We start from the raw sequence: 20,652 nt of genomic DNA, 5'->3' as shown, positions 1-20,652 counted from the left end.
AGGGTGGCGAAAGTCACCCTCTTTTTTGCCCCCGCGTAGGGTTATCCTTTTTTATTTGAGTGAACCTTGTTCTCTCGCCAATTGACTTAGTGACAGGAATCTCTCTTTTGGCTCAAATGTATTTCTATTACTCTGCGATGAATGCAGGTAAATCAACCACTCTTCTACAATCTTCTTTCAACTACCAAGAGCGTGGTATGACGCCCGTGATCTATACCGCTGCCATCGACGACCGCTATGGTGTTGGTAAAGTAAGTTCAAGAATAGGATTGGAATCAGACGCCCAGCTTTTTACCGCTGAAACGAATTTGTATGATGAGATCAACGCACTGCACGAGCAACAAAAGCGTCACTGCATTTTGGTTGATGAGTGCCAATTCTTAACCAAAGATCAAGTCTATCAATTGACTGAAGTGGTCGATAAAATCGGCATTCCGGTACTGTGCTATGGCTTGCGTACCGATTTCTTAGGTGAGCTATTTGAAGGGAGTAAATATCTACTTTCTTGGGCCGATAAGCTGGTGGAATTGAAAACAATTTGTCATTGTGGCCGTAAAGCGAACATGGTCATTCGCACCGATGAACATGGTGTGGCGATTGCCGAAGGTGATCAAGTCTCTATTGGTGGTAACGATAAATACGTGTCGGTATGTCGTCAGCACTATAAAGAAGCCTTGGGTAAGTAAATTCATTACTTCTGCGCCTTGAACAAATTGTTCGATAGGGAGGTTTAAGCCTCCCTATCTATTTTATATGCTCCACAACTTTGTATGCCCCACAACTTGTGTTACCACTCAAATTGACTCAGAACTTGGTAAGCAAGTGTCACATCGTCTAGGATCGGTTGCTCAATCTGAAATCCTTGTGCTGGGTAGTCGCGGACTCGCACAAAATCGTCTAATAGCGCACTCAGTACAACATCAACGGTGAAATCCTCATCAAGATAATCGAAAAATGTCTCTCCGCCAGAGGTCACCATCAATGACTCAAATGGGGCGGGCCACTGCTTAACAAATGTGGCGTAGGCACGACGTTCCATGAAGGGTTTTTGAACCACAATAATACGTTGCGCAGTGATCGATTTTTCTGCCAATAGATGGTGACTAAATCGTACATTTTCTCCAGAGTGAGTCGCCTCTTTTTCCAGTAAAATCGCGTGGGTTGGGACGCCACAATCTTTGGCTATGTCAGCAAAGGTTTCTGCTTCGCTTTTAGCAAATTTACCCTCAGTAAAACGCCCTTGTCCGCCAGAGAAAAGAAGGTAGGGGGCCAAATTTTGTTGGTACAAATGTGCAGCATACTCAGCCACGCGCAAATCATTGCTGCAAAACACCATAATGATATCGGCCGCGACGAGCTCATGCTTCATCTGCATGTACTGCCACAAGGTTTCAATGTGTTGGTAGAGATGTTTACTCATTCAGTGCCAGTGCCTCTAACGTGTGTGAATAATGAAATTGATAGCCCAATTGGCTCAGCTTGTCGCTTAAGATACGCTTGTCTGCAATATCGACAATTGGCGGCAATGGTGAGTCTAGCTCGGCGGCCGCCAACGCGGCTTGATAAAACTCAGCTTTACTCACGGTTTGTGGTGTGGTGGCGTTAACGACCTGGTTGGAGAGTTTTTCGCTGGCAAAAATCAGTGCACCAATGGCGTCTTTTTGATGCAACATATTAGCTGGTGCAAGCCGGCTGACTTGCGCCAAACGCGCTGCAAATCTTGAGGGATGGCGGTTTGGTCCGATCAAGCCACTACAGCGTACAATGACATAATCTAGCCCTGAATCGATAACGTGTTGCTCGGCTTGCAACATAATTCGTGCTCCTTCACTGAAGTTTGAGTCATTTTGCGCCAGTGACAAGGAGGCATCCTGTTCACTCATTGGTTGTGCAATGTCAGGATAGACGCTGGTTGAGCTGACCATGACTATTTTACGGACATTAGTCAGCTTTGCTTGCTTGACTAAATGCTGCCACTGCTGCGCATACTCTTGCCCTCTTCCCTTGCGAAAACCGGGTGGAAAGCTGCCTATCACAATCTCACTTTTTTGAGCAATAAAGTGCTGCGATAAGCTTTGGTCGCGCAGAGAAAGATCGCATACAAAGCCTGTGATGCCATGTTGCGTTAACTCAAGCATTCCTGCCGTTTGGGTGCGGCTGGCGTAGACTTGGTGGTTTTCGGTAAGAGCTTGCGCTAGAGGAAGGCCTAGCCAACCAGCGCCAATGAGGGTAATGGTGTTCATAAAATGTACATCCTGTATTGATTGTATGCCGATCAGGCATCGGTGAGTGGACTAAGCTGGCGCAACAACTGCCTGACCATTTTATGGATAGGATCGGCGCTCATGCGCTGGTGCTGAATGACATCAATGTTGGTATACCAAGCCAGCTGTTCAAACTCAACAGGGACACGCACTAATTTCCCCATCGCTTGTTCACTTTCGGCTAAATAGCTTGGCAGCAAACACCATCCTAAACCGCTTAACGCCATCTCTAATAATAGATAGTAGTTATCGGCGTACCATATCTCGGGGCTAAAGGCTTGATGGAAACTGCTGGTTTTATGGCTGCGTGAGCGGATAACGAGTTGGCGATGCAATCTTAGCATATCGATATGGGGCGCTTGATGCTGAGCCAATTCATGCTCTGCGGCCACATAAACATCAAAACGGATTGAACCGACATTTTCAAAATCAAGGTTATTCGGTAAGGCCAATTCACTGAAGATGATCCCACAGCTAGCGCGACCTTGTTCCACCATCTCAATCACATCGGTACTTGATGCACTTAAACATTCAATTTCAATGTGTGGAAACTGTGTGGCTAACTGTTTGAATAAATGGGTTAACCCTTGTAACGGGATCCCTTCATCCATCGCGAGCGAAAGCTGTTGATTGGGTGATGAAGCAAGCAGTTGTGCTTGTTGCGCTAAGCGTTGATGTTGCTGCAACGTCGCTTGCGCATACGGTAGAAGTCGTTCGCCTTGCGCGGTTAATCGTGGATAACGGCCGGAGCGATCAAACAGTTCTACACCGCAATCAATTTCTAAATTGATGATGTGTTGGCTAACGGCCGATTGAACTTTGCCCAACTGTCTTGCCGCGCCGGAGAAAGAGCCACTCTCAACGGTTGCGGTGAAGGCTTGCAACTGATCAATACTCAACATATCTCATTTACCGATACTATCTAACTTTTTAGTATCTTCAATATAGATGAAAATGAGTCCATTCAACACCTCAGACGAAGAATAAAGAGGAGAAAAATGATGTCAATGAGAGAGCTGTCGATGAAAGAGCGCCTTTTCCATGCAATAACGTTTGAAGTGACCGCATTAGCGTTAATTATTCCAATCTCCGCATTGGTGACAGGGCAGGGAACGGGGGATTTAGCCATGATAGGTATTGGTTTGAGCCTATTTGCCGTAGCGTGGAACTATCTATACAACGTTTTGTTCGACCGAGTGTTTGGTACCAACCGATTAGCGCGTACGGTTAGCTTACGTTTGTTACACACGACCGGTTTTGAAGGTGGGCTCGTCTTTATTTCTATTCCGGTGATCGCTTGGGTTTTAGACGTATCGATGTGGGATGCATTGATTTTGGAAGCTGGGTTTCTGACCTTTTTCTTTATCTACACCACACTGTTTAACTGGGGATATGATCGAATTCAGCCCTATCAACGTTGGATTGAGCGAATGGCCAAATAAAGAAAGGCGGTTTTTTAAAGGGGCAAGGCAGCCAGCAGAGTCTCGGCTGCCTTTGCAGGCTAGATTAAGAGTTCAAAACGCGCAGCACGCGCTCTGCATGCTCGGCCACTTCGATGCCTTCATCCGTCAAATAGCCACCATCAGGTAATGTACATAGACCTTTTTCGTAAAGACGTTGAACGGCGGATTGCATGTCGTCAGACGCATCATTGCGGACTTTAATGCCAGTCGCAGCGCTGCTTAAATCAAATTGGAGGAGTAGATTGAGCTCGGCGATATTTTGTTGAGTAAATTTCATCTCGACACCTATATAGTGAATGATTTTTTGTCACCATAGATGGCGGCGCTGTTGGCTGCAATCAGTTGTTGTAAGAAATGTTATCTGCAACCAAATTGGGGATATTTCACACAGTTATATTCATCATTGGCTTGCAAGAGAGTGGCTATCCATAGACGCTGGATATGGGCTATCAATAAATTTTTATGATTTTCATCACGCTAAACACATTTTTTGTAAACATGGAAAATAGCTCTTGAATTGTCATAGGAATGGAGCGATTATCCGCGCCTTATATAACTTGTTTCAAAATGTTACTTGCCATGAACTTAAACCAATTTGATTCCCTATTGCCACCGCAAATGGCAGAGCGCGCCGCAGAAACTGGCGTTGGAAAAGCGACGAAAGATCCGATGAAGTCTTTCCTTCTTGCCATTTCTGCTGGCATTCATATCGGTATTGCTTTCGTTTTTTACACTACAGTGACGACAGGCACGGGCGATATGGCTTGGGGTCTGAGCCGTTTTATCGGCGGCTTTGCGTTTAGCTTAGGTCTTATTCTGGTGGTGGTCACCGGTGGTGAGTTATTCACTAGTTCAGTGCTGACTTTGGTTGCACGTGCGAGTGGCAAAATTTCTTGGAGCATGCTGATTAAAAACTGGGTCATCGTCTATTTTGGCAACCTTGCTGGTGCGCTGATGCTTGTCGCCTGTATGCTCGTTTCCAAACAATATATGTTTGATGGTGGACAAGTTGGCCTCAATGCGATGGCCATTTCTCAGCATAAGTTGCACCACGAGTTTATGCAGGCAGTAGCGCTTGGCATTATGTGTAATGTGTTGGTGTGTGTGGCGGTCTGGATGACTTTCAGTGGTCGTACCTTGACTGACAAAATTATGGTGATGATTTTACCTGTCGCCATGTTTGTCGCCGCGGGTTTTGAGCACTGCATCGCTAATATGTTCCAAGTTCCGATGGCAATTGGTATCAAATATTTTGCACCCGCTGAGTTTTGGCAGATGACGGGTGCCAATATTGCCGACTACGCAGACCTTAACTTAATGGGTTTTTTGATCAATAACCTATTACCCGTGACGATTGGCAATATCATCGGTGGGGGTGTTTTTGTTGGCATTTGGTACTGGTTAATTTACCTTCGAGATGGATCTCACGAATAATTCCTTATTGAAGAGATGATTTTAGAAGCGGCTTTAAGGGCCGCTTTTTGTTGCCATCTCTAAACCATCGCCTTAGGTGGTGTTGACTGCTTCTGCTAGTGTTTGTTCACTATTTATACCTTTAAAACAGCTTATCCACATTTTCTGTGGATAAGCTGTTTTAAAGCCAGTGTGTAAGATCAATTCTATCAAGAAGTGCACAAAAACCCAGCAGTGGGCAGTGCATTATGCACTGAAGTAGGGCGAATATAACACCGATTCCTGAGCGGTGATCAACATCTACTATGCCTCATTTTGTTAATAATAATGTTACATTTCGGTTGCCATTTGAGCGTTTTGCGGGAAGAAATTCGCACCTCAATCCTATCTTGCAATTCATTTTGTTTCTTTTTTGTTTCTTGTTTAACGTTTATGAAAAGAAATTAAATTGACACAACTACTCACATTTCTATACATAAATTCTTAATCAAACACAACTCCGTGCGAGCTCAAAAAAGTAGTGGATTCCTTGCTATATAAGCTAGGAATCGATTGAACCCTACAAAGAGTATGGTCTAACATTTCGTATCAGAAATGGTAATAAGCTGAGCTCTGTCGTCGAGCTGCTCAAAATGACTGAAATACAAAACAGGCAAATGTATGAGTGATGTTAATAAAATAGAGAGTAATGAGAAACGTTCGCTTGAGTGGAAGTCTTTCCTCTTAATCACAGTGGTTCTCTTTCCGATCTTAAGTATCGCCTTTGTCGGCGGTTATGGATTTATTGTTTGGATGCTGCAAGTGTTCCTCTTTGGTCCTCCTGGTGCGCACGGTTAATTCCACGGTTCACCCGTAATCCTTTTGATCGAAAATTTAAGAGAGCGAATCATGAAATCATTGTTAGTCAAAATTTGGCGCACTATGACTCGTCCAGCCGTGCACATCAGCCTTGGTGTGCTCACGATGGGCGGTTTTATCGCCGGTGTGATTTTCTGGGGCGGTTTTAATACTGCACTGGAAGCCACCAACACAGAAGCATTCTGTATCAGCTGCCACACAATGCGCGACAACGTTTATGTTGAGCTGCAAGAAACCGTGCACTGGAAAAACCATTCAGGCGTGCGTGCCACTTGCCCAGACTGCCACGTACCACACGAATGGACCGCTAAAATTGCGCGTAAGATGCAAGCCTCTAAGGAGGTATTTGCGCAAGTTTTTGGTGATTTAGGTACCCCTGAAAAATTCGAAGAGCGCCGTATTGAATTGGCCAAGCATGAGTGGGAGCGCTTTTCAGCCAACAACTCATTGGAATGTAAAAATTGCCACAATTACGATTCGATGGATTTCGAACAGATGTCGGCAACCGCGCGTATTCAGATGAAACAAGCAGCGGAAAAAGATCAAAGTTGTCTAGATTGCCATAAAGGGATCGCCCACAACCTGCCTAAAAATATGGATAGCTCAGGCGGACTGATTGGCGAACTAGAGCAGTTGGCATCTAAAACCGATTACTCGGTCGGCAAGCAAGTGGTGAGCGTTCGCTTCTTACCTATTTATGAAGATGCGCAAGCCAAAGTCGAAGCAGGCCTTCTGAACCCAGCATCGGCAGTCACGGTATTGGATGAGAAAGGAGAGATGATTCAAATCGAAATTGATGGCTGGCGTAAAGCAAAAGGCTTTGGTCGTGTAATCCAAGAAGATTTTGGTATGAACATCGCTGTGGGCTCCTTGATGAAAGAAGCGGCACAAAATGATGCAATCGTCACTGTTGGTGAAAAGCGTGTCGATGATCTCACCGGTCTACCTTGGGAAAAAGTAAACGCGAAAGTGTGGATGAAAAAACAAGCCATGCTCGATAGCGTGGATCCTATTTGGGAAAAAGCGGGTGAGGCCTATAAAACGAACTGCTCTGTCTGTCATAGCCAACCGGATGAAGCGCATTTTGATGCGAATACTTGGCCGGGCATGTTTAACGGCATGATGGCATTCGTCAACTTCGACACAGACAGCGAAGCGTTAGTCTTGAAGTATCTACAAAAACACTCTTCAGATTTTGCTGAAGGTCACCATTAATCCACGTCAAACGGAGTTTTAAATATGGCGATTACACGAAGAAGTTTTCTTAAAGGTGTAGCAACCACCAGTGCGGCGTCGGTTATTGGGCCAAGTTTATTGGTCTCGACATCGGCTAACGCGGCAGAAACAACAGGCAGTTGGAAAGTATCAGGCTCTCATTGGGGTGCATTTCGCGCACATGTGTATGGCGGAAAAGTACAATCGGTCAAGCCGCTAGAGTCAGACACGCACCCCACTGATATGCTCAACGGAATCAAAGGCATTATCTATAGCCCATCACGAGTGCGTTACCCAATGGTTCGCCTTGATTGGCTCAAAAAACATAAATACAGCGGCGAAACACGTGGCAACAACCGTTTTATCCGCGTCACTTGGGATGAAGCGTTGGATCTGTTTTATCGTGAACTTGAGCGTGTACAAAAAGAGTACGGCCCTTGGGCGCTGCATGCAGGACAAACGGGTTGGAACCAAACGGGGTCATTTCACAACTGTACAGCGATGATGCAACGCGCTGTAGGTATGCACGGTAACTTCATCACCAAAGTGGGCGATTACTCAACAGGTGCAGGCCAAACCATTCTTCCTTACGTGTTAGGTTCGACAGAAGTGTATGCCCAAGGAACCTCTTGGTCTGAAATTCTTGAGCATTCAGACAACATTGTTTTGTGGGCGACCGACCCGGTAAAAAACCTGCAAGTTGGCTGGAACTGTGAAACGCACCAATCCTTTCCTTATCTTGATCAGTTGAAAGAAAAAGTGGCGAAAGGAGAGATTAACGTTATTTCGGTTGATCCAGTCAAGAATAAAACCCAGCGCTTCTTAAACAGTGACCATTGGTACATTAACCCACAGACCGATGTGGCGTTTATGTTGGCGGTGGCGCATGTGTTGTATAACGAAGATCTGTATGACAAGGCGTTCATCAAAACCTATTGCTTAGGATTTGAACCTTTTATTCAGTACGTTCAAGGCGAAACGAAAGATAAGATTGTTAAGTCGCCAGAATGGGCCGCCGAGATTTGTGGCGTAACAGCCGATAAGATCCGCGAATTTGCACGTATGCTCGTTAATGGCCGAACTCAGTTACTGTTTGGTTGGTGTATTCAGCGTCAAGAGCATGGCGAACAGCCTTACTGGGCTGGTGCGGTTGTGGCGGCGATGGTTGGTCAAATTGGCCTGCCAGGCGGGGGGATCTCCTACGGACATCACTATTCTGGTATTGGGGTCCCATCAACCGGTTTTGCCTCGCCCGGCGGTTTTCCACGTAACCTAGATACGGGTTCAAAACCGAAATGGGACAACGAAAACTACAACGGCTACAGTAAAACGATTCCTGTTGCCCGTTGGGTCGATTGTTTGCTGGAACCGGGTAAAGAGATCCGCTACAACGGTTCGAGCGTAAAACTACCCGATTACAAAATGATGGTTATTTCAGGCAACAACCCGTGGCATCATCACCAAGATCGTAACCGAATGAAGAAGGCGTTCCGCAAGCTTCAAACCGTCGTCACGATCGATTTTGCTTGGACGGCGACTTGCCGTTTCTCCGACATCGTTCTTCCTGCCTGTACTCAGTTTGAGCGCAATGATATCGATGTATACGGTTCTTATTCGGGCAAGGGTTTGATTGCCATGCACCGCTTGGTTGACCCTCTGTTCCAATCGCGTACTGACTTTGAGATTTTCACTGAATTGACGCGTCGCTTTGGCCGCCATGAAGAGTTCACACGCGGCATGGATGAGATGGAGTGGGTCCGTTCGCTCTATGACGAGTGTAAAAAAGCCAACGCGGGTAAGTTTGATTTACCAGAATTTGAACAGTTTTGGCAGCAGAGCGTACTGGATTTTGGTGAAGGCCAACCTTGGGTTCGCCACGCCGATTTCCGTAAAGACCCTGAGATAAACGCATTGGGTACACCGTCTGGCTTTATCGAGATTACGTCACGTAAGATTGGGCGTTATGGCTATGAACATTGCCAAGATCACCCGATGTGGTTTGAAAAAACCGAGCGTTCGCACGGCGGTCCGGGTTCAGATAAGCATCCATATTGGTTACAATCTTGTCACCCAGATAAGCGTTTGCACTCACAAATGTGTGAGTCAGAAGAGTATCGCGCGACCTATGCTGTCAATGGCCGTGAGCCCGTGTATATCAACCCAATCGATGCGAAACAAAAAGGCATTAAAGCTGGGGATTTAGTTCGCGTATTTAATGATCGCGGCCAGCTATTAGCTGGTGCCGTTTTAAGCGATGGCTACCCGCGCGGCGTGATCCGCATCGAAGAGGGGGCGTGGTATGGCCCGTTGAATGAAAAAGAGGGAGCTATTTGCACCTATGGCGATCCAAATACACTCACACTCGATGTCGGCTCATCTGAGCTGGCGCAAGCCACTTCAGCCAATACTTGCATTGTCGATTTCGAGAAATTTACTGGTAAAGTACCACCAGTGACGTCATTCGGTGGACCAATCGAAGTGGCGTAATTCCGTCATGAGCTCAACGAAACGCCAGCAAACATGCTGGCGTTTTACTTGTCACATCCAAACTTGTACCTTGGGCGTTCTCATTGTTGAATAAAATAGCATACGGAGCCACGTCAAAGAGAAAACGTGATCAAAACAACTTACATGCAACGCGAATTCATTAGACACTGCCAGAACAACAATTTGTACTTTGTACTGAGGTGTTATGACAACGATCACTCTGCCATGTCATCGAGAAGTTGAGTTACTTCAACCGGATTTGATTGCCCAATTGCAAGGCGATGAGATCAGTTTTTCCTATTCAGGAATACATAACTCGCCCATTTCCGATCACTACTCGCTGTTTCGCACTCTATTTGACGTTGAATCGGACGCACGAGTGATTGGTGACGGTTTTCAAATGCTAGCGCAAACTGCAGGTTCGCCGCATCATCCGGTGGATGTGGGGCGTTGCCCTGACAATAGCTTGAGCTACCGGATTTACCCGCTGCAAGACAGCCAACGTTATTACAACACGCTGGTGATTGAACAATCCACCGGATACCAACTGTTTGGTTTTACCTCTTGCCACCGTTTTGCTGGCTATTTTGAAATTCTTGAGGAAAGGACGGGCACCTATTTAGTCGCTTCCATTGACGGCGAGCAGACCCATCCACAAGATTGGACAAATAACAGTTTAGAATCCGTCGTTATTTTGCAAGGTGATTCATTATCAGGTTTGTATCAACAGTATGCGCAATATATTAGTTGTCACCATACGCCGCGTGCTGGTGTGGCACAACCTGCGCCCGTTGGATGGTGTTCATGGTATGCCTATTATGCCGATGTTAATGAACAGCACATCCTAACCAACCTTGCGGCAATGCAAGGAGAACTTTCGGGGCTAGAATGGGTGTTGCTGGATGATGGCTATCAGGCGTTTATGGGCGATTGGTTGACGCCGTCCGATAAGTTTTCTCGTGGTGTTAAAGCGCTGATCCAAGAGATTAAACAAGCGGGCAAAAAACCCGCAATTTGGCTCGCTCCCTTTATCGCACAAGCTGAATCTCAATTGTTTAAGCAACATCCAGATTGGTTTGTACAAAATGCTCAAAGACAACCACTGAAAGCCGAAGAAATAACCTACGGTGGCTGGCGCTGTACACCTTGGTATGTGCTGGATGGCTCTCATCCTGACGTGCAGGAATACTTAACCCATGTGATTAAAACCATGAAAGAAGAGTGGGGGGTTGAGCTGTTTAAGTTAGATGCGAACTATTGGGGAGCACTTAAAGGACGGCGTTATCAGTCGGGAGTGACGGGGGTTGAAGCGTACCGTTTAGGGATGCAGGCGATCGCCGAAGGCGCGGGAGAGGCATGGTTACTTGGATGTAACGCGCCGATGTGGCCGTCACTGGGGCTGGTGGATGCCATGCGTGTTTCGGACGATGTCGAGCGTTCGCCACAGCGCTTTGAACAAATCGCTAAAGAGACCTTTTATCGCAGTTGGCAGCACCGCAAGTTATGGCAAATTGATCCTGATTGCGCAACACTGACGTCGCTTGCGAATCAATCGACCGATCGCGTCAGCTATGAATTTCATCGCAATGTATTGCTTGCGTGTGGTGGTTTATTGCTTTCAGGTGATCCACTCCCAGAATTGACCTCTTTTGCTAAGCAGAGCCTAAATAAGTTAATGATTAGGCGCAAACACAACCAAGATGCGGCTAAGCCAACTTCATTGGCTCTCAATCACCTATTTTTAAAGTTAACAGAACGCAATGATCTGCACTGCTTATTCAATTACCAAGGTGAGGCGTGTGACTATACCTTAACAGCGAGCCAGCCAGTGGATTGGTACGACTACTGGACAGGAGATAAGCTTTCGCCAGAGCCAGTCAAAGTATTTGAAGTCTCCTTGGCAAGTGGCTTAACCAGCCGAGCAGTGATTACCTCTTGTTAGTGGAGTGCCCTTGTTAACAGAGTGCTCTTGTTAAGAGTGCTCAGGTTAACTGAATGATTCGGGGTAGCGGAATGCTGCGCTAAATTAGCCATAATTTCTTAACCACAAGTCATGACAAATTCTGAAAATCAGGTAAAGTATCGGCCTTTGTGAGCAATCTCGCCTATCACCTTCGATAGGCCATCAAATAGCATTAAAATAGGAAGAAAGATGATTTTCGTTGTCGGTCATAAAAACCCAGATAGTGATAGCATTTGTGGTGCATTAGTTGCTGCTGAATTACTTAAAGCACGTGGTCTAGAAGCGACGCCTGTTCGTCAAGGTGAAATTAACCGTGAAACTCAACACATTCTTGCAACAGCCGGTGTTGATCAACCTGAACTTCGCACTAGTGTAGCGGGCGAAAAAGTATGGCTTGTGGACTATACCGATCTTGCGCAAGCACCTGATGATATCAACCAAGCGGAAATTCTCGGTATTGTTGACCATCATCGCCTAGGCGACGTAATGACAGTGAATCCGCTAGAAGCGTGGATTTGGCCAGTTGGCTGTACCTGTACTATCTTGTTCAACCTATTCAAGATGGAAAATGCGCCAATCACACGTCCTTTAGCCATATTGATGATGTCTGCGATTTTGTCTGACACGGTCGGTTTTGCGTCTCCAACGTGCACACCAAAAGATAAAGAAGCTGTGCTGGCACTGGCTGAAATTGCTGAGGTTGAAGACCTTGATGCCTTTATTAAAGCGCTTTTGATTGCGAAAACAGACATTGAAGGTTTATCTGCCGCTCAACTTGTTGAGAAAGATTTGAAAGCTTACCCATTCAACGGCCGTGATGTGGTGGTTGGTCAAGTGGAATTGGCAACGCTTGAACAAGTCGATGGCATGATTGACGCCATTCAAGCAGACCTAGTTCGTCGCTGCGAAGAGGAAGGCCTTGCGTTTGCCGCCGTGATGTTGACCGACATTACCACCGCGCAGACTCGTCTTCTATACACCGGTGAATGGGCTGAAAAACTGACTAAACACGAACAAGATGGCATGTTGATGATGGAAAATACCTTAAGCCGTAAGAAACAAGGTTGGCCTTGGCTGCAAGCTGAATTGGCTTAATCCTTTTTATCATCTTATTGTTTAAGATTCTAAATGTAACGCCTGCAGTGCTACACTGTAGGCGTTTTTATATTCCCCAACTTTCGCATGGAGCCGGGCTATGGCAGACGCATTAACCACAGAACAGATAGAAGCAATCAATCGCTATAATGAAGAAGAACGTTTTAAATACTGCATTAAAGCCATTGTTGCAAACCGTGAAGTTTGGATACTAAAAGATGAGCACGGTTGTGTCATGCTCAACACAGAAGAAGATGATTGTGTTCCTGTGTGGCCTAACCAAGAGTTTGCCAAGGCATGGGCAACAGGCGAGTGGCAAGCGTGTGAAGCGGAAGCGATCTCTTTGAACAAATGGCACAGCCGTTGGACTTCAGGCTTGGAAGAAGATGAATTGTCGGTGGTGGTGTTCCCCAATGAGAATGAAGAAGGCGTTGTGTTATTTCCCGACGAGTTTGATTTTGAATTGAAAAAGCAAGCCAGTAAAACGCGCTAACTCAAAGAGCTTCTGATAGAAGCTCTTTTTCCAACACGATTAAATGTTAGATGGCACTCTCCGGCTGTCAGACAAAGTACTTCACAATGCTCTTGACAGCCCTGCCATAGGCCTTACTCCAGTCTAGGCCTCAACGCTTTCCAAATACCCTGAATTCCAGTTTGTAACGCTCGTTTTGCCGTTACAAACCGCATGACACAGTGGGATGGGTGAATGTATTTTCAGACAGTTTTGATGTGTACCCAAAAGTGGCATTACTGGCTTAGTTTGACAATGAAGTGCAGCGCAAGGTACTCACTGTCTTTTACCTGAATAGAAGACGTCAGTGGCAGGCTGGGACTGCTAACAGTACTTCTCTTTTTCTGACTGTCCCCTATGCTGTCTCCACCTCACGTTTTGTATTAGGTAACCTATGGAAAGCTATTAGTATGAGAACAAGGTGGTTTACTTTCACCAGCACGAAATGGGGCAGAAGTGTTTCAGCCAGAACGGGCTGAAACCTTAAAGCTTTAAACACTTGAACGCGAATATGCCAACTCTGAAAATTGAATAATGTGGACAAAGAGCATTCCTTTAGTCCACAGTCTTGGTACAGCAGAGAACTTATGTTAATTATTGAAATTCATAGCCAAATACTCAGCTAAATTTCTTCACTTAACCATGTCGCATACTGCTTAGTGTAGTAGCTGACAATTAAATCTGCTCCAGCTCGTTTTAGCCCAATAAAAGTTTCGTTCACCACTAACTTTTCATCGAGAGCACCAGCTAGAGCCGCAAATTTAATACTCGCATACTCTCCACCTACTTGATAAGCGGCTAACGGTAAATGAGTCTCTTGCCTTAAGCGGGAAAGCACATCTAAATAAGGTGTGCCTGGTTTGACCATAAGGATATCAGCACCTTCAGCTTCATCAAGAGAAGCTTCGAGTAAAGCTTGTCGACCGTTGGCATAGTCAAGTTGATAGCCTTTCCTATCACCATTGAGTTCACAATCTACTGCCGTTCTAAATGGCCCGTAAAAGGAAGAAGCAAACTTTGCTGAATGTGCCAAAATTGCCACGTCATGATAACCGGCGGCATCAAGAACCAGACGAATCGCTTTTACTTGACCATCCATCATTGCTGAAGGAGCTAACATGTCTGCACCCGCTTGAGCTGCTGTTAAAGCTTGCTTGACCAAGTTTTCAACCGTAAGGTCGTTACACACTTTACTACTCTTTATTACTCCACAATGCCCATGATCAGTATATTCACAGAAACAAATATCTGGAATAACCATCATATCAGGCACAGCAGACTTTATTATTTTAATCATACGTGCAAGTAAACCATGATCATTCCATGTGTCGCTTCCTTGCGCATCTTTAGTATGAGATATTCCAAAAGGCATCACATAGCGTATACCTAAAGCATGAAGTTCTCGGACCTCATCCGCTAAATGAAACTCTGGGATTCTGCTTATGCCAGGTAGAGTAGAAATTGGCACAGGTTGCTCTATATGCTCCTCGACAAATATAGGATGAATTAAATCACCTAGCTGCACATGATTTTCTCTTAATAAGTCTCGCATAGCTTCGGAACTTCGGAGGCGTCTTAGGCGTCGTATTGGGGCAGTATTCAAAATATCATATCCTAATTTAAGTTACTCGATACAAAGGTTCGTTAGTCAGAGCTTATGATTTCTCTTTAGTAAAAAATCACTTTTTGATCTAAAAAATACAGTTTTTTCACTCTGATTTTCAATACAAAATCAGTCAATAGTTATGTCAGAAATGAGGTGGCAGCCTACTACGCAATACTTTTCTATATTCAGGCTTCGTATAACTTTTAGTATGGAAACATATGCCTTCACATTTGTACTAAACGATTTTGGAGCAAAACTATTTTAGCAACACGCATCTATCATCATAAATGAAATACTCTCAACGCTAACGAAACTAATTCCCTCCCCTTTTAGGGGAGGGTTAGGGTGGGGTGAACACTGTCAATCCTCCCCTTCAAGAGGAGGGCTAGGGTCTGAACACCCCCTCCTAACCTCCCCCTAAAAGGAGGAGGAACAGTACTGTATCTGAATCGTTCACACGATATTGTCTTCCGACATTAAATACAGAGCGGCTATTTAAAGCTGGGCGCTTTGTTGAAGTGGCTCTCAATCATTCTTTGAGTGATGGGATGAGTTGGATTAGACAATACTTCTTGTGTGTCACCCGATTCGACTACTTCGCCTTCGTGCATCACCATAATTTTATCAGTAATGTGTTTTACAATACCAAGGTGTTGAGAGACATACACAAACGAGACACCCATCTCTTCTTGCAGTTCTAGAAACAAGTTAATCATCTGTGATCGCATTGCCATGTCTAACCCGTTTAATGCTTCATCAGCCACAATGATCGACGGTTGTAGAATCAGTGCTCGTGCCAAGCAAATCCGCTGTTTTTGCCCGGTGGCGAGCATTTGCGGGTAGAAGTAGGCGTGCTCTGGCAATAACCCAACGCGCAATAGCGTATCTTTCACGCGCTTCATGCGCGCTTCCGGTGGCATATTGGTGTTTCTTTTGAGCGGCCCTTCTAGAATACGACCAATTTGAATTCTTGGGTTGAGCGATGTGTTCGGATCTTGAAAAATCATTCGAATCAGCTTACAGCGCGTGGAGTAATCCTTGTGTTCCAATAACTCTCCATTAACGCGTATCTCGCCAGCCGAGGGTTCAACCATCCCCGCAAGCATTCGTGCCAATGTCGATTTGCCAGAACCATTTTGGCCAATAAAACCAATGGTTTGTCCCGCTTCTAACGTAAAGCTGACCGGTTTGACCGCATGTTGAATTTTCTTGCGAAACAGGCCTGAACGGGTAATGAAATCTTTAGTTAACCCGTTCACTTCTAATAATGATGCACTCATGACTGTTGTTCCATATTGAGTGGGAAATGACAGGCAAACTTATGATTTTTAATACGTTGTGGATACGGTATTTCAACGCATTGGCGCTGAGCATAGGGACAGCGAGGCCCCAACCGGCAACCAATCGGTAAATGTTGCAAGGGTGGAATGGAACCCGGTAAGGATTGCAATTTTTCTTTATGCGGGATCCAATCACTAAAATCAGGCATCGCTTTCAGTAGTGCAGCCGTATAAGGGTGTTTGGGTTCACTCAATATTTTCTGGGTATCGGCTGACTCAACAGACTGACCGCAGTACATCACTGTAATACGGTTAGCCCATTGGGTAATGGTGGTTAAGTCGTGGCCAATCAATAGAATCGTGGTGTTATTAACCTGATTCATCCGGCTGAGCAGGCGCAATATCTGTGATTGGGTAATGGGGTCCAAATCGTTCGTTGGTTCATCAGCAATCAAAATTTTTGGTTTGGTTGCGATAGCCATCGCAATCATCACTTTCTGACACTCACCATCAGTTAGCTCATAGGGGTAGCTACTCATGATGCGAGCGTGCTCTTTGATTCCTACTTTATGTAAAAGGGCAATGGCTTGTTTTTTACGCCATGTAAAACGCTGCCACCATTTGCCTTCAAATGTGCGCGATGGAATTGATTCAATCAGCTGTTTTCCCACTTCATCTGAAGGGTCTAAGCAGGTTGATGGTTCTTGAAAAATCATCGCGATGTCGCGGGCAATCACTCGCCGGCGTTCGCGCGGCGTCAGCTGAAGTAGATCAATGTTACCTAAGCGCATGCGGTCGGCGGTGATGGTCCAATTATCTTTGCATATTCCTACGATGGCTTTAGCCACCAAGCTTTTTCCTGATCCGGATTCTCCCACCAATCCGCGAATTTCGCCTTCGTTCATGGTTAAGCTCATGCGATCGACTGCTTTTACCATGCCTTGTGGCGTATCAATTTCGATGGTGAGATGGCGAATATCTAATAATGGCATTATTCCACCCCTGCATTCAGAGCTTGTCGTACACCTTCACCGACTAAGTTGATGATGATCACCGTAAACATAATCGCTAAACCGGGGAGAGTGACTGTCCACGGTGCGAGGTAAATCAGCTCAACTGAATCACCTAAGATGGTGCCCCATTCGGTGCTTGGTGCTTGAGCACCCAAACCAAGAAAGCCCAAAGCGGTGATGTCTAAGATGGCAATGGATAACGCGAGTGTTATTTCGTTGGCGATGACAGCAAGTACATTGGGTAAAATGGAGTTCCACAACAGATAAAAGTCATTGGCACCATCTAAACGTGCGGCGAGGATATAGTCTTTTTCTACTTCGTTGTGTACGGCAATATACACCGAGCGAACAAAGCGAGGAATGAGTGCCAAACCAATCGCAAGCAAAATATTAAACTCGCCAAAACCGAGCAGTGCCACAAAAATAATGGCAAGCAGCAATGATGGAATCGACATGACTGTGTCGAGTAAGTGGTTCAATGTACTGGACAGTAATCCTTTGGTCATGCCTGCCATGATACCGATAAAACAGCCGATCACAGCCGCGATAGCGGTGATTAAAATAGCGGCAGCGAAGGTGTATTGGGTACCATCAATCAACCGTGACAAGATGTCTCGGCCTAAATCATCGGTACCTAAGAAAAATTCGACAGTGCCTGCAGGATCCCAAGAAGGCGGTATTAATAGGTTGCTCGTTTGCAACTGCGGATCATGAGGGGCTATCCAAGGAGAGGTGAGGGTAATCAACACAATGAGTCCTAAGCACCACAAGCCAAACATCGCCAAACTGTTATTGCGATAGCTGCGCCAAAACCGCTCAAACTGAGTCGGAATATGCTCTTCCTGATAAATGTTATTTGTTAGCATACCATTCCTTTCTTACCAGCGGGTTAACCATAGCGCCAATCAAATCAGACAGAATGTTTGCTGTGAGAACGAGCGTACCAACTACGATCACGCCGGCTTGAATGGAGACATAATCTTGGTTAGATAATGCATCGAGCAGCCAACGGCCGATTCCCGGCCAGTTGAAGATGGATTCAGTAATAATTGCTAGCGTTAACATACTCGATAACTGAACCCCGAATTTAGGAATAATAGGTGGAATTGCATTTCTCAGCACATGCTCGGTGACAATTTCGTAATCACTTAAACCCTTAATTCGAGCGGCGCGTATATAGTTTTGAGCCATTACATCGGCCACCGAAGAACGCATCAGGCTCACCACTTGTGTCGTCGGTGCTAGAGCCAGTACCAAGCAGGGTAAAATCATATGTTCAATAACACTTTGCAAAGCATGAGCACGGTAGTTGCCTTCAGCGAAAAAAGCATCGATCAGAGCGAAACCTGTCACGTGTTCCACTTGGTAGAGCAGATCATAACGTCCTGAAACAGGAAACAGCTCATAATGCAGTGAAAAGACCATGATCATTAGCAAAGCTACCCAAAATAGCGGTGCTGAATAGCCGGACATTGACGTGAAGGAGATGACGGTATCAATCCATTTACCTTGCTTCATTCCTGCGAGCGTACCAATAGGGAGACCAATTAACAAAGAGAGAGTAAAAGCAATGAGGCATAACTCCAGCGTTGCTGGAAAGACCATCGCCAGTTCGTCCACAATCGGGACACCACTGTGATTGACGCCAAAATTCAGTTGCAGTAGTTGCCCTAAATAGGTTGACCAACCTGACCAAAATCCATGAGCAGTTAGAGGCGACTGTGGATCTAAGCGCAGCAGCGCAAATCCGACCATAGTCAAAATGAGTAACGTGATAATAAATAAGTTGAGTCTGCGTACCGTATATAAAAACACTATTCGATCCTCTCAACCGTATTGAATGGTTGTACATTAAATGGGCTGAGTTTAAAGCCCGTTAATGTTTTGCTGTACGCTTTAAATTGCATGCCGTGTGCCAATGGGATAACCGGGAACTCTTCGTTTAAAATATTTTGTGCTTGTTTGTATAAGTTAAGGCGATAGCGCGACTTGTCTACTTCCAAGGCCAAATCGAGTAGAAAATCGAAATCACTATTGCACCACATCGAGGCATTGAGCCCTGAGCGATCTGAATTACATGAGAGCAGTGGACGCAAAAAGTTATCTGGGTCTGCGGTATCGCCATTCCAACCGGTTAAAATCAGATCAACGTTGGCATGCTGGGTCAAATTTGAGCGATCGAGGCGGTCTTCCGTGATGATATGCAATGTAATACCAATGTCGGCAAGGTTAGCGTTAATTAACTCGGCGGTTTTACGTGGGCTTGGATTATAGGCATGAGACTCTGCAGGAACAGACATCGTCAATTCCAAGTTGGCGTAATAGCCAGCCTCTTTAAGTAATGCGATCGCGTAGTTACGATCATAGCGAATTTGAATATTGTCCTTTTGATAGGCCCAAGAGGAGGGGGGAAGAATGTTATAAGCAATACTTCCTGTACCGTAATAGACCGAGTCCAAAATATTTTGGCGGTTGATCGCAAAATTAAGCGCTTTACGCACGCGAACATCACTGAGCGCAGGGTGAGAGGTATTCACAGCAATATAAGACACGTTCATCGCAGGCTTGGCATCAAGCTCTATTTCCGATTGCTGCTTGATAATAGGGATTTGGCTTGAAATAGGCGAGCTGAGCACATCGCATTCATGGCGTAGTAGTTTGGCGAGTGTCCCTGTACCTCGGTTGGAGACATCAAATACGACTTGTTCCATCTTCGCCACGCCATTCCAATAAGCGCCATGACGACGGAGGCGGATAAGGTCATTCACTTTAAATTCGTCTAGATAAAATGGTCCGGATCCAACAGGATGGCTGTCGATCATGCTTTTTTCATCTTCAATCACTAATTGATTAGCATACTCATAGGAGAGTATGACAGCGTGACTGGTGGCGATATTGGATAAAAAGGAGTTGTCGGGACGGCTGAGGGTAAATTTAACCGTGAGTTCATCCAGAGCTTGAACATCGATCAGCAAGTTTTTGAAATCAATACCCGCAAACCATGGGTAGACGCCACTATTGACGTAATGAAACGGGTTGGTTGGGTCAATGATTCGGCGAAAGCTGAAGACCACATCATCGGCATTAAGAGCGCGAGTCGGTGTAAACCAAGCGGTTGATTGAAATTGAACGCCATCGTTTAGCTTGAATGTATACTCTGTACCCTGTGGATTCACTGTCCAACTCGTGGCCAGACTTGGTATCGGTTGTAAGGTTTCTGAATCCAATTGCAACAGCGTGTCGTAAATCTGTGGGCTGAGAGCTTCAGACGTAATGCCGCTCTCAACCAATTGTGGGTTAAAAGTGGTGGGATTGCCGTGACCACAATATACGAATCCGCTCTGGCGAATTTTACTATGGTCAATTTGTTCGCTACAGCCTATCAGTAGGCTAAAGCTGCATATTCCTAGTGCGAATCGTATCAATGTTTTCATAAAGAGAAATAACTGTGAGAAGTAAGGCAAACAAAGCTAATCATTATGCC

The 20,652-nt window shown here is 45.4% G+C and carries 19 protein-coding genes; 9 read left to right on the top strand and 10 right to left on the bottom strand.

Features of this window, described 5'->3' with window-relative positions:
• Nucleotides 1-107 precede the first annotated feature (107 nt).
• Nucleotides 108-686 (top strand): thymidine kinase, encoded by a 579-nt coding sequence (locus AACV20_RS15945; protein WP_026028832.1) that lies wholly within the window; start codon nucleotides 108-110, stop codon nucleotides 684-686.
• Nucleotides 687-787: 101 nt separating this feature from the next.
• Here AACV20_RS15945 and AACV20_RS15940 read toward each other — a convergent pair whose 3' ends face one another.
• Genes AACV20_RS15940 through AACV20_RS15930 form a run of 3 tightly spaced genes read right to left on the bottom strand, consistent with a single transcriptional unit; the run spans nucleotide 788 to nucleotide 3,166 of the window.
• Nucleotides 788-1,420: a YdcF family protein gene (locus AACV20_RS15940; protein ID WP_170907623.1), complete on the bottom strand. Its 633-nt coding sequence runs from the start codon at nucleotides 1,418-1,420 to the stop codon at nucleotides 788-790.
• Nucleotides 1,413-2,243 (bottom strand): NAD(P)H-binding protein, encoded by an 831-nt coding sequence (locus tag AACV20_RS15935; RefSeq protein ID WP_170907622.1) that lies wholly within the window; start codon nucleotides 2,241-2,243, stop codon nucleotides 1,413-1,415. The genes AACV20_RS15940 and AACV20_RS15935 overlap by 8 nt, the downstream gene beginning before the upstream one ends.
• A gap of 32 nt (nucleotides 2,244-2,275) precedes the next feature.
• The gene (locus AACV20_RS15930) at nucleotides 2,276-3,166 is read right to left on the bottom strand and encodes a LysR family transcriptional regulator (RefSeq protein ID WP_010318618.1); all 891 of its coding nucleotides are present in this window, start codon (nucleotides 3,164-3,166) and stop codon (nucleotides 2,276-2,278) included.
• Nucleotides 3,167-3,262: 96 nt separating this feature from the next.
• Here AACV20_RS15930 and AACV20_RS15925 point away from each other — a divergent pair, with 96 nt between their 5' ends.
• Complete coding sequence (locus AACV20_RS15925) at nucleotides 3,263-3,706, top strand: PACE efflux transporter (protein ID WP_013857051.1); 444 nt, start codon at nucleotides 3,263-3,265, stop codon at nucleotides 3,704-3,706.
• Nucleotides 3,707-3,770: 64 nt separating this feature from the next.
• Here the strand turns inward: AACV20_RS15925 and AACV20_RS15920 are convergent, their stop codons facing one another.
• On the bottom strand, nucleotides 3,771-4,004 hold the full coding sequence (locus AACV20_RS15920; protein WP_010318620.1) for a TIGR02647 family protein: 234 nt from the start codon (nucleotides 4,002-4,004) through the stop codon (nucleotides 3,771-3,773).
• 302 nt (nucleotides 4,005-4,306) lie between these two features.
• On the opposite strand from AACV20_RS15920, the gene focA reads away from it, so the two are divergent.
• The 7 genes from focA to AACV20_RS15885 all read left to right on the top strand — a co-directional run bounded on the left by focA (nucleotide 4,307) and on the right by AACV20_RS15885 (nucleotide 13,251).
• Nucleotides 4,307-5,161: a formate transporter FocA gene (gene focA, locus AACV20_RS15915; protein WP_026028023.1), complete on the top strand. Its 855-nt coding sequence runs from the start codon at nucleotides 4,307-4,309 to the stop codon at nucleotides 5,159-5,161.
• 639 nt (nucleotides 5,162-5,800) lie between these two features.
• A complete protein-coding gene (gene torE, locus AACV20_RS15910; RefSeq protein WP_010318622.1) occupies nucleotides 5,801-5,977 on the top strand; it encodes a trimethylamine N-oxide reductase system protein TorE in 177 nt (58 codons plus the stop codon).
• A gap of 51 nt (nucleotides 5,978-6,028) precedes the next feature.
• Complete coding sequence (gene torC, locus AACV20_RS15905; RefSeq protein ID WP_026028567.1) at nucleotides 6,029-7,213, top strand: pentaheme c-type cytochrome TorC; 1,185 nt, start codon at nucleotides 6,029-6,031, stop codon at nucleotides 7,211-7,213.
• 24 nt (nucleotides 7,214-7,237) lie between these two features.
• Entirely contained in the window at nucleotides 7,238-9,700 is a 2,463-nt protein-coding gene (torA, locus tag AACV20_RS15900; RefSeq protein WP_017044673.1) for a trimethylamine-N-oxide reductase TorA, read from the top strand.
• Between the two features lie 205 nt (nucleotides 9,701-9,905).
• Nucleotides 9,906-11,642: a glycoside hydrolase family 36 protein gene (locus AACV20_RS15895; RefSeq protein ID WP_094127052.1), complete on the top strand. Its 1,737-nt coding sequence runs from the start codon at nucleotides 9,906-9,908 to the stop codon at nucleotides 11,640-11,642.
• Between the two features lie 210 nt (nucleotides 11,643-11,852).
• Complete coding sequence (locus tag AACV20_RS15890; RefSeq protein WP_010320151.1) at nucleotides 11,853-12,758, top strand: manganese-dependent inorganic pyrophosphatase; 906 nt, start codon at nucleotides 11,853-11,855, stop codon at nucleotides 12,756-12,758.
• Between the two features lie 100 nt (nucleotides 12,759-12,858).
• Nucleotides 12,859-13,251 (top strand): DUF2750 domain-containing protein, encoded by a 393-nt coding sequence (locus tag AACV20_RS15885; protein ID WP_017047713.1) that lies wholly within the window; start codon nucleotides 12,859-12,861, stop codon nucleotides 13,249-13,251.
• 640 nt (nucleotides 13,252-13,891) lie between these two features.
• On the opposite strand, the gene hemB is transcribed toward AACV20_RS15885, so the two are convergent.
• From hemB to sapA, 6 genes are all read right to left on the bottom strand, one after another.
• Nucleotides 13,892-14,872, bottom strand: coding sequence for a porphobilinogen synthase (gene hemB / locus AACV20_RS15880; RefSeq protein WP_212752616.1), 981 nt, complete (start codon nucleotides 14,870-14,872; stop codon nucleotides 13,892-13,894).
• 494 nt (nucleotides 14,873-15,366) lie between these two features.
• Complete coding sequence (locus AACV20_RS15875) at nucleotides 15,367-16,155, bottom strand: peptide ABC transporter ATP-binding protein (protein WP_013857043.1); 789 nt, start codon at nucleotides 16,153-16,155, stop codon at nucleotides 15,367-15,369.
• Entirely contained in the window at nucleotides 16,152-17,147 is a 996-nt protein-coding gene (locus AACV20_RS15870) for a peptide ABC transporter ATP-binding protein (RefSeq protein WP_010320232.1), read from the bottom strand. Before AACV20_RS15870 ends, AACV20_RS15875 begins: the two co-directional genes overlap by 4 nt.
• Nucleotides 17,147-18,034, bottom strand: a complete 888-nt coding sequence (locus AACV20_RS15865; RefSeq protein WP_013857042.1) for an ABC transporter permease subunit — start codon at nucleotides 18,032-18,034, stop codon at nucleotides 17,147-17,149. Before AACV20_RS15865 ends, AACV20_RS15870 begins: the two co-directional genes overlap by 1 nt.
• Entirely contained in the window at nucleotides 18,021-18,983 is a 963-nt protein-coding gene (locus AACV20_RS15860; protein WP_013857041.1) for an ABC transporter permease, read from the bottom strand. Before AACV20_RS15860 ends, AACV20_RS15865 begins: the two co-directional genes overlap by 14 nt.
• Nucleotides 18,983-20,602, bottom strand: a complete 1,620-nt coding sequence (sapA, locus tag AACV20_RS15855) for an ABC transporter substrate-binding protein SapA (RefSeq protein WP_170907621.1) — start codon at nucleotides 20,600-20,602, stop codon at nucleotides 18,983-18,985. Before sapA ends, AACV20_RS15860 begins: the two co-directional genes overlap by 1 nt.
• Nucleotides 20,603-20,652 lie beyond the last annotated feature (50 nt).

It is taken from the genome of Vibrio sp. B4-6 (assembly GCF_963888245.1).
In the GTDB taxonomy this organism is placed as follows: Bacteria; Pseudomonadota; Gammaproteobacteria; order Enterobacterales; family Vibrionaceae; genus Vibrio; species Vibrio anguillarum.
This window is presented reverse-complemented; position numbering and strand designations above follow the sequence as displayed.

Coding starts and splice junctions, on each gene's coding strand:
- AACV20_RS15940 (WP_170907623.1), bottom strand. CDS start 1,420: ATGAGTAAACATCTCTACCAACACATTGAAACCTTGTGGCAGTACATG.
- torE (WP_010318622.1), top strand. CDS start 5,801: ATGAGTGATGTTAATAAAATAGAGAGTAATGAGAAACGTTCGCTTGAG.
- AACV20_RS15875 (WP_013857043.1), bottom strand. CDS start 16,155: ATGAGTGCATCATTATTAGAAGTGAACGGGTTAACTAAAGATTTCATT.
- torA (WP_017044673.1), top strand. CDS start 7,238: ATGGCGATTACACGAAGAAGTTTTCTTAAAGGTGTAGCAACCACCAGT.
- focA (WP_026028023.1), top strand. CDS start 4,307: ATGAACTTAAACCAATTTGATTCCCTATTGCCACCGCAAATGGCAGAG.
- torC (WP_026028567.1), top strand. CDS start 6,029: ATGAAATCATTGTTAGTCAAAATTTGGCGCACTATGACTCGTCCAGCC.
- sapA (WP_170907621.1), bottom strand. CDS start 20,602: ATGAAAACATTGATACGATTCGCACTAGGAATATGCAGCTTTAGCCTA.
- AACV20_RS15930 (WP_010318618.1), bottom strand. CDS start 3,166: ATGTTGAGTATTGATCAGTTGCAAGCCTTCACCGCAACCGTTGAGAGT.
- AACV20_RS15895 (WP_094127052.1), top strand. CDS start 9,906: ATGACAACGATCACTCTGCCATGTCATCGAGAAGTTGAGTTACTTCAA.
- AACV20_RS15890 (WP_010320151.1), top strand. CDS start 11,853: ATGATTTTCGTTGTCGGTCATAAAAACCCAGATAGTGATAGCATTTGT.
- AACV20_RS15935 (WP_170907622.1), bottom strand. CDS start 2,243: ATGAACACCATTACCCTCATTGGCGCTGGTTGGCTAGGCCTTCCTCTA.
- AACV20_RS15925 (WP_013857051.1), top strand. CDS start 3,263: ATGATGTCAATGAGAGAGCTGTCGATGAAAGAGCGCCTTTTCCATGCA.
- AACV20_RS15920 (WP_010318620.1), bottom strand. CDS start 4,004: ATGAAATTTACTCAACAAAATATCGCCGAGCTCAATCTACTCCTCCAA.
- AACV20_RS15870 (WP_010320232.1), bottom strand. CDS start 17,147: ATGCCATTATTAGATATTCGCCATCTCACCATCGAAATTGATACGCCA.
- AACV20_RS15885 (WP_017047713.1), top strand. CDS start 12,859: ATGGCAGACGCATTAACCACAGAACAGATAGAAGCAATCAATCGCTAT.
- AACV20_RS15865 (WP_013857042.1), bottom strand. CDS start 18,034: ATGCTAACAAATAACATTTATCAGGAAGAGCATATTCCGACTCAGTTT.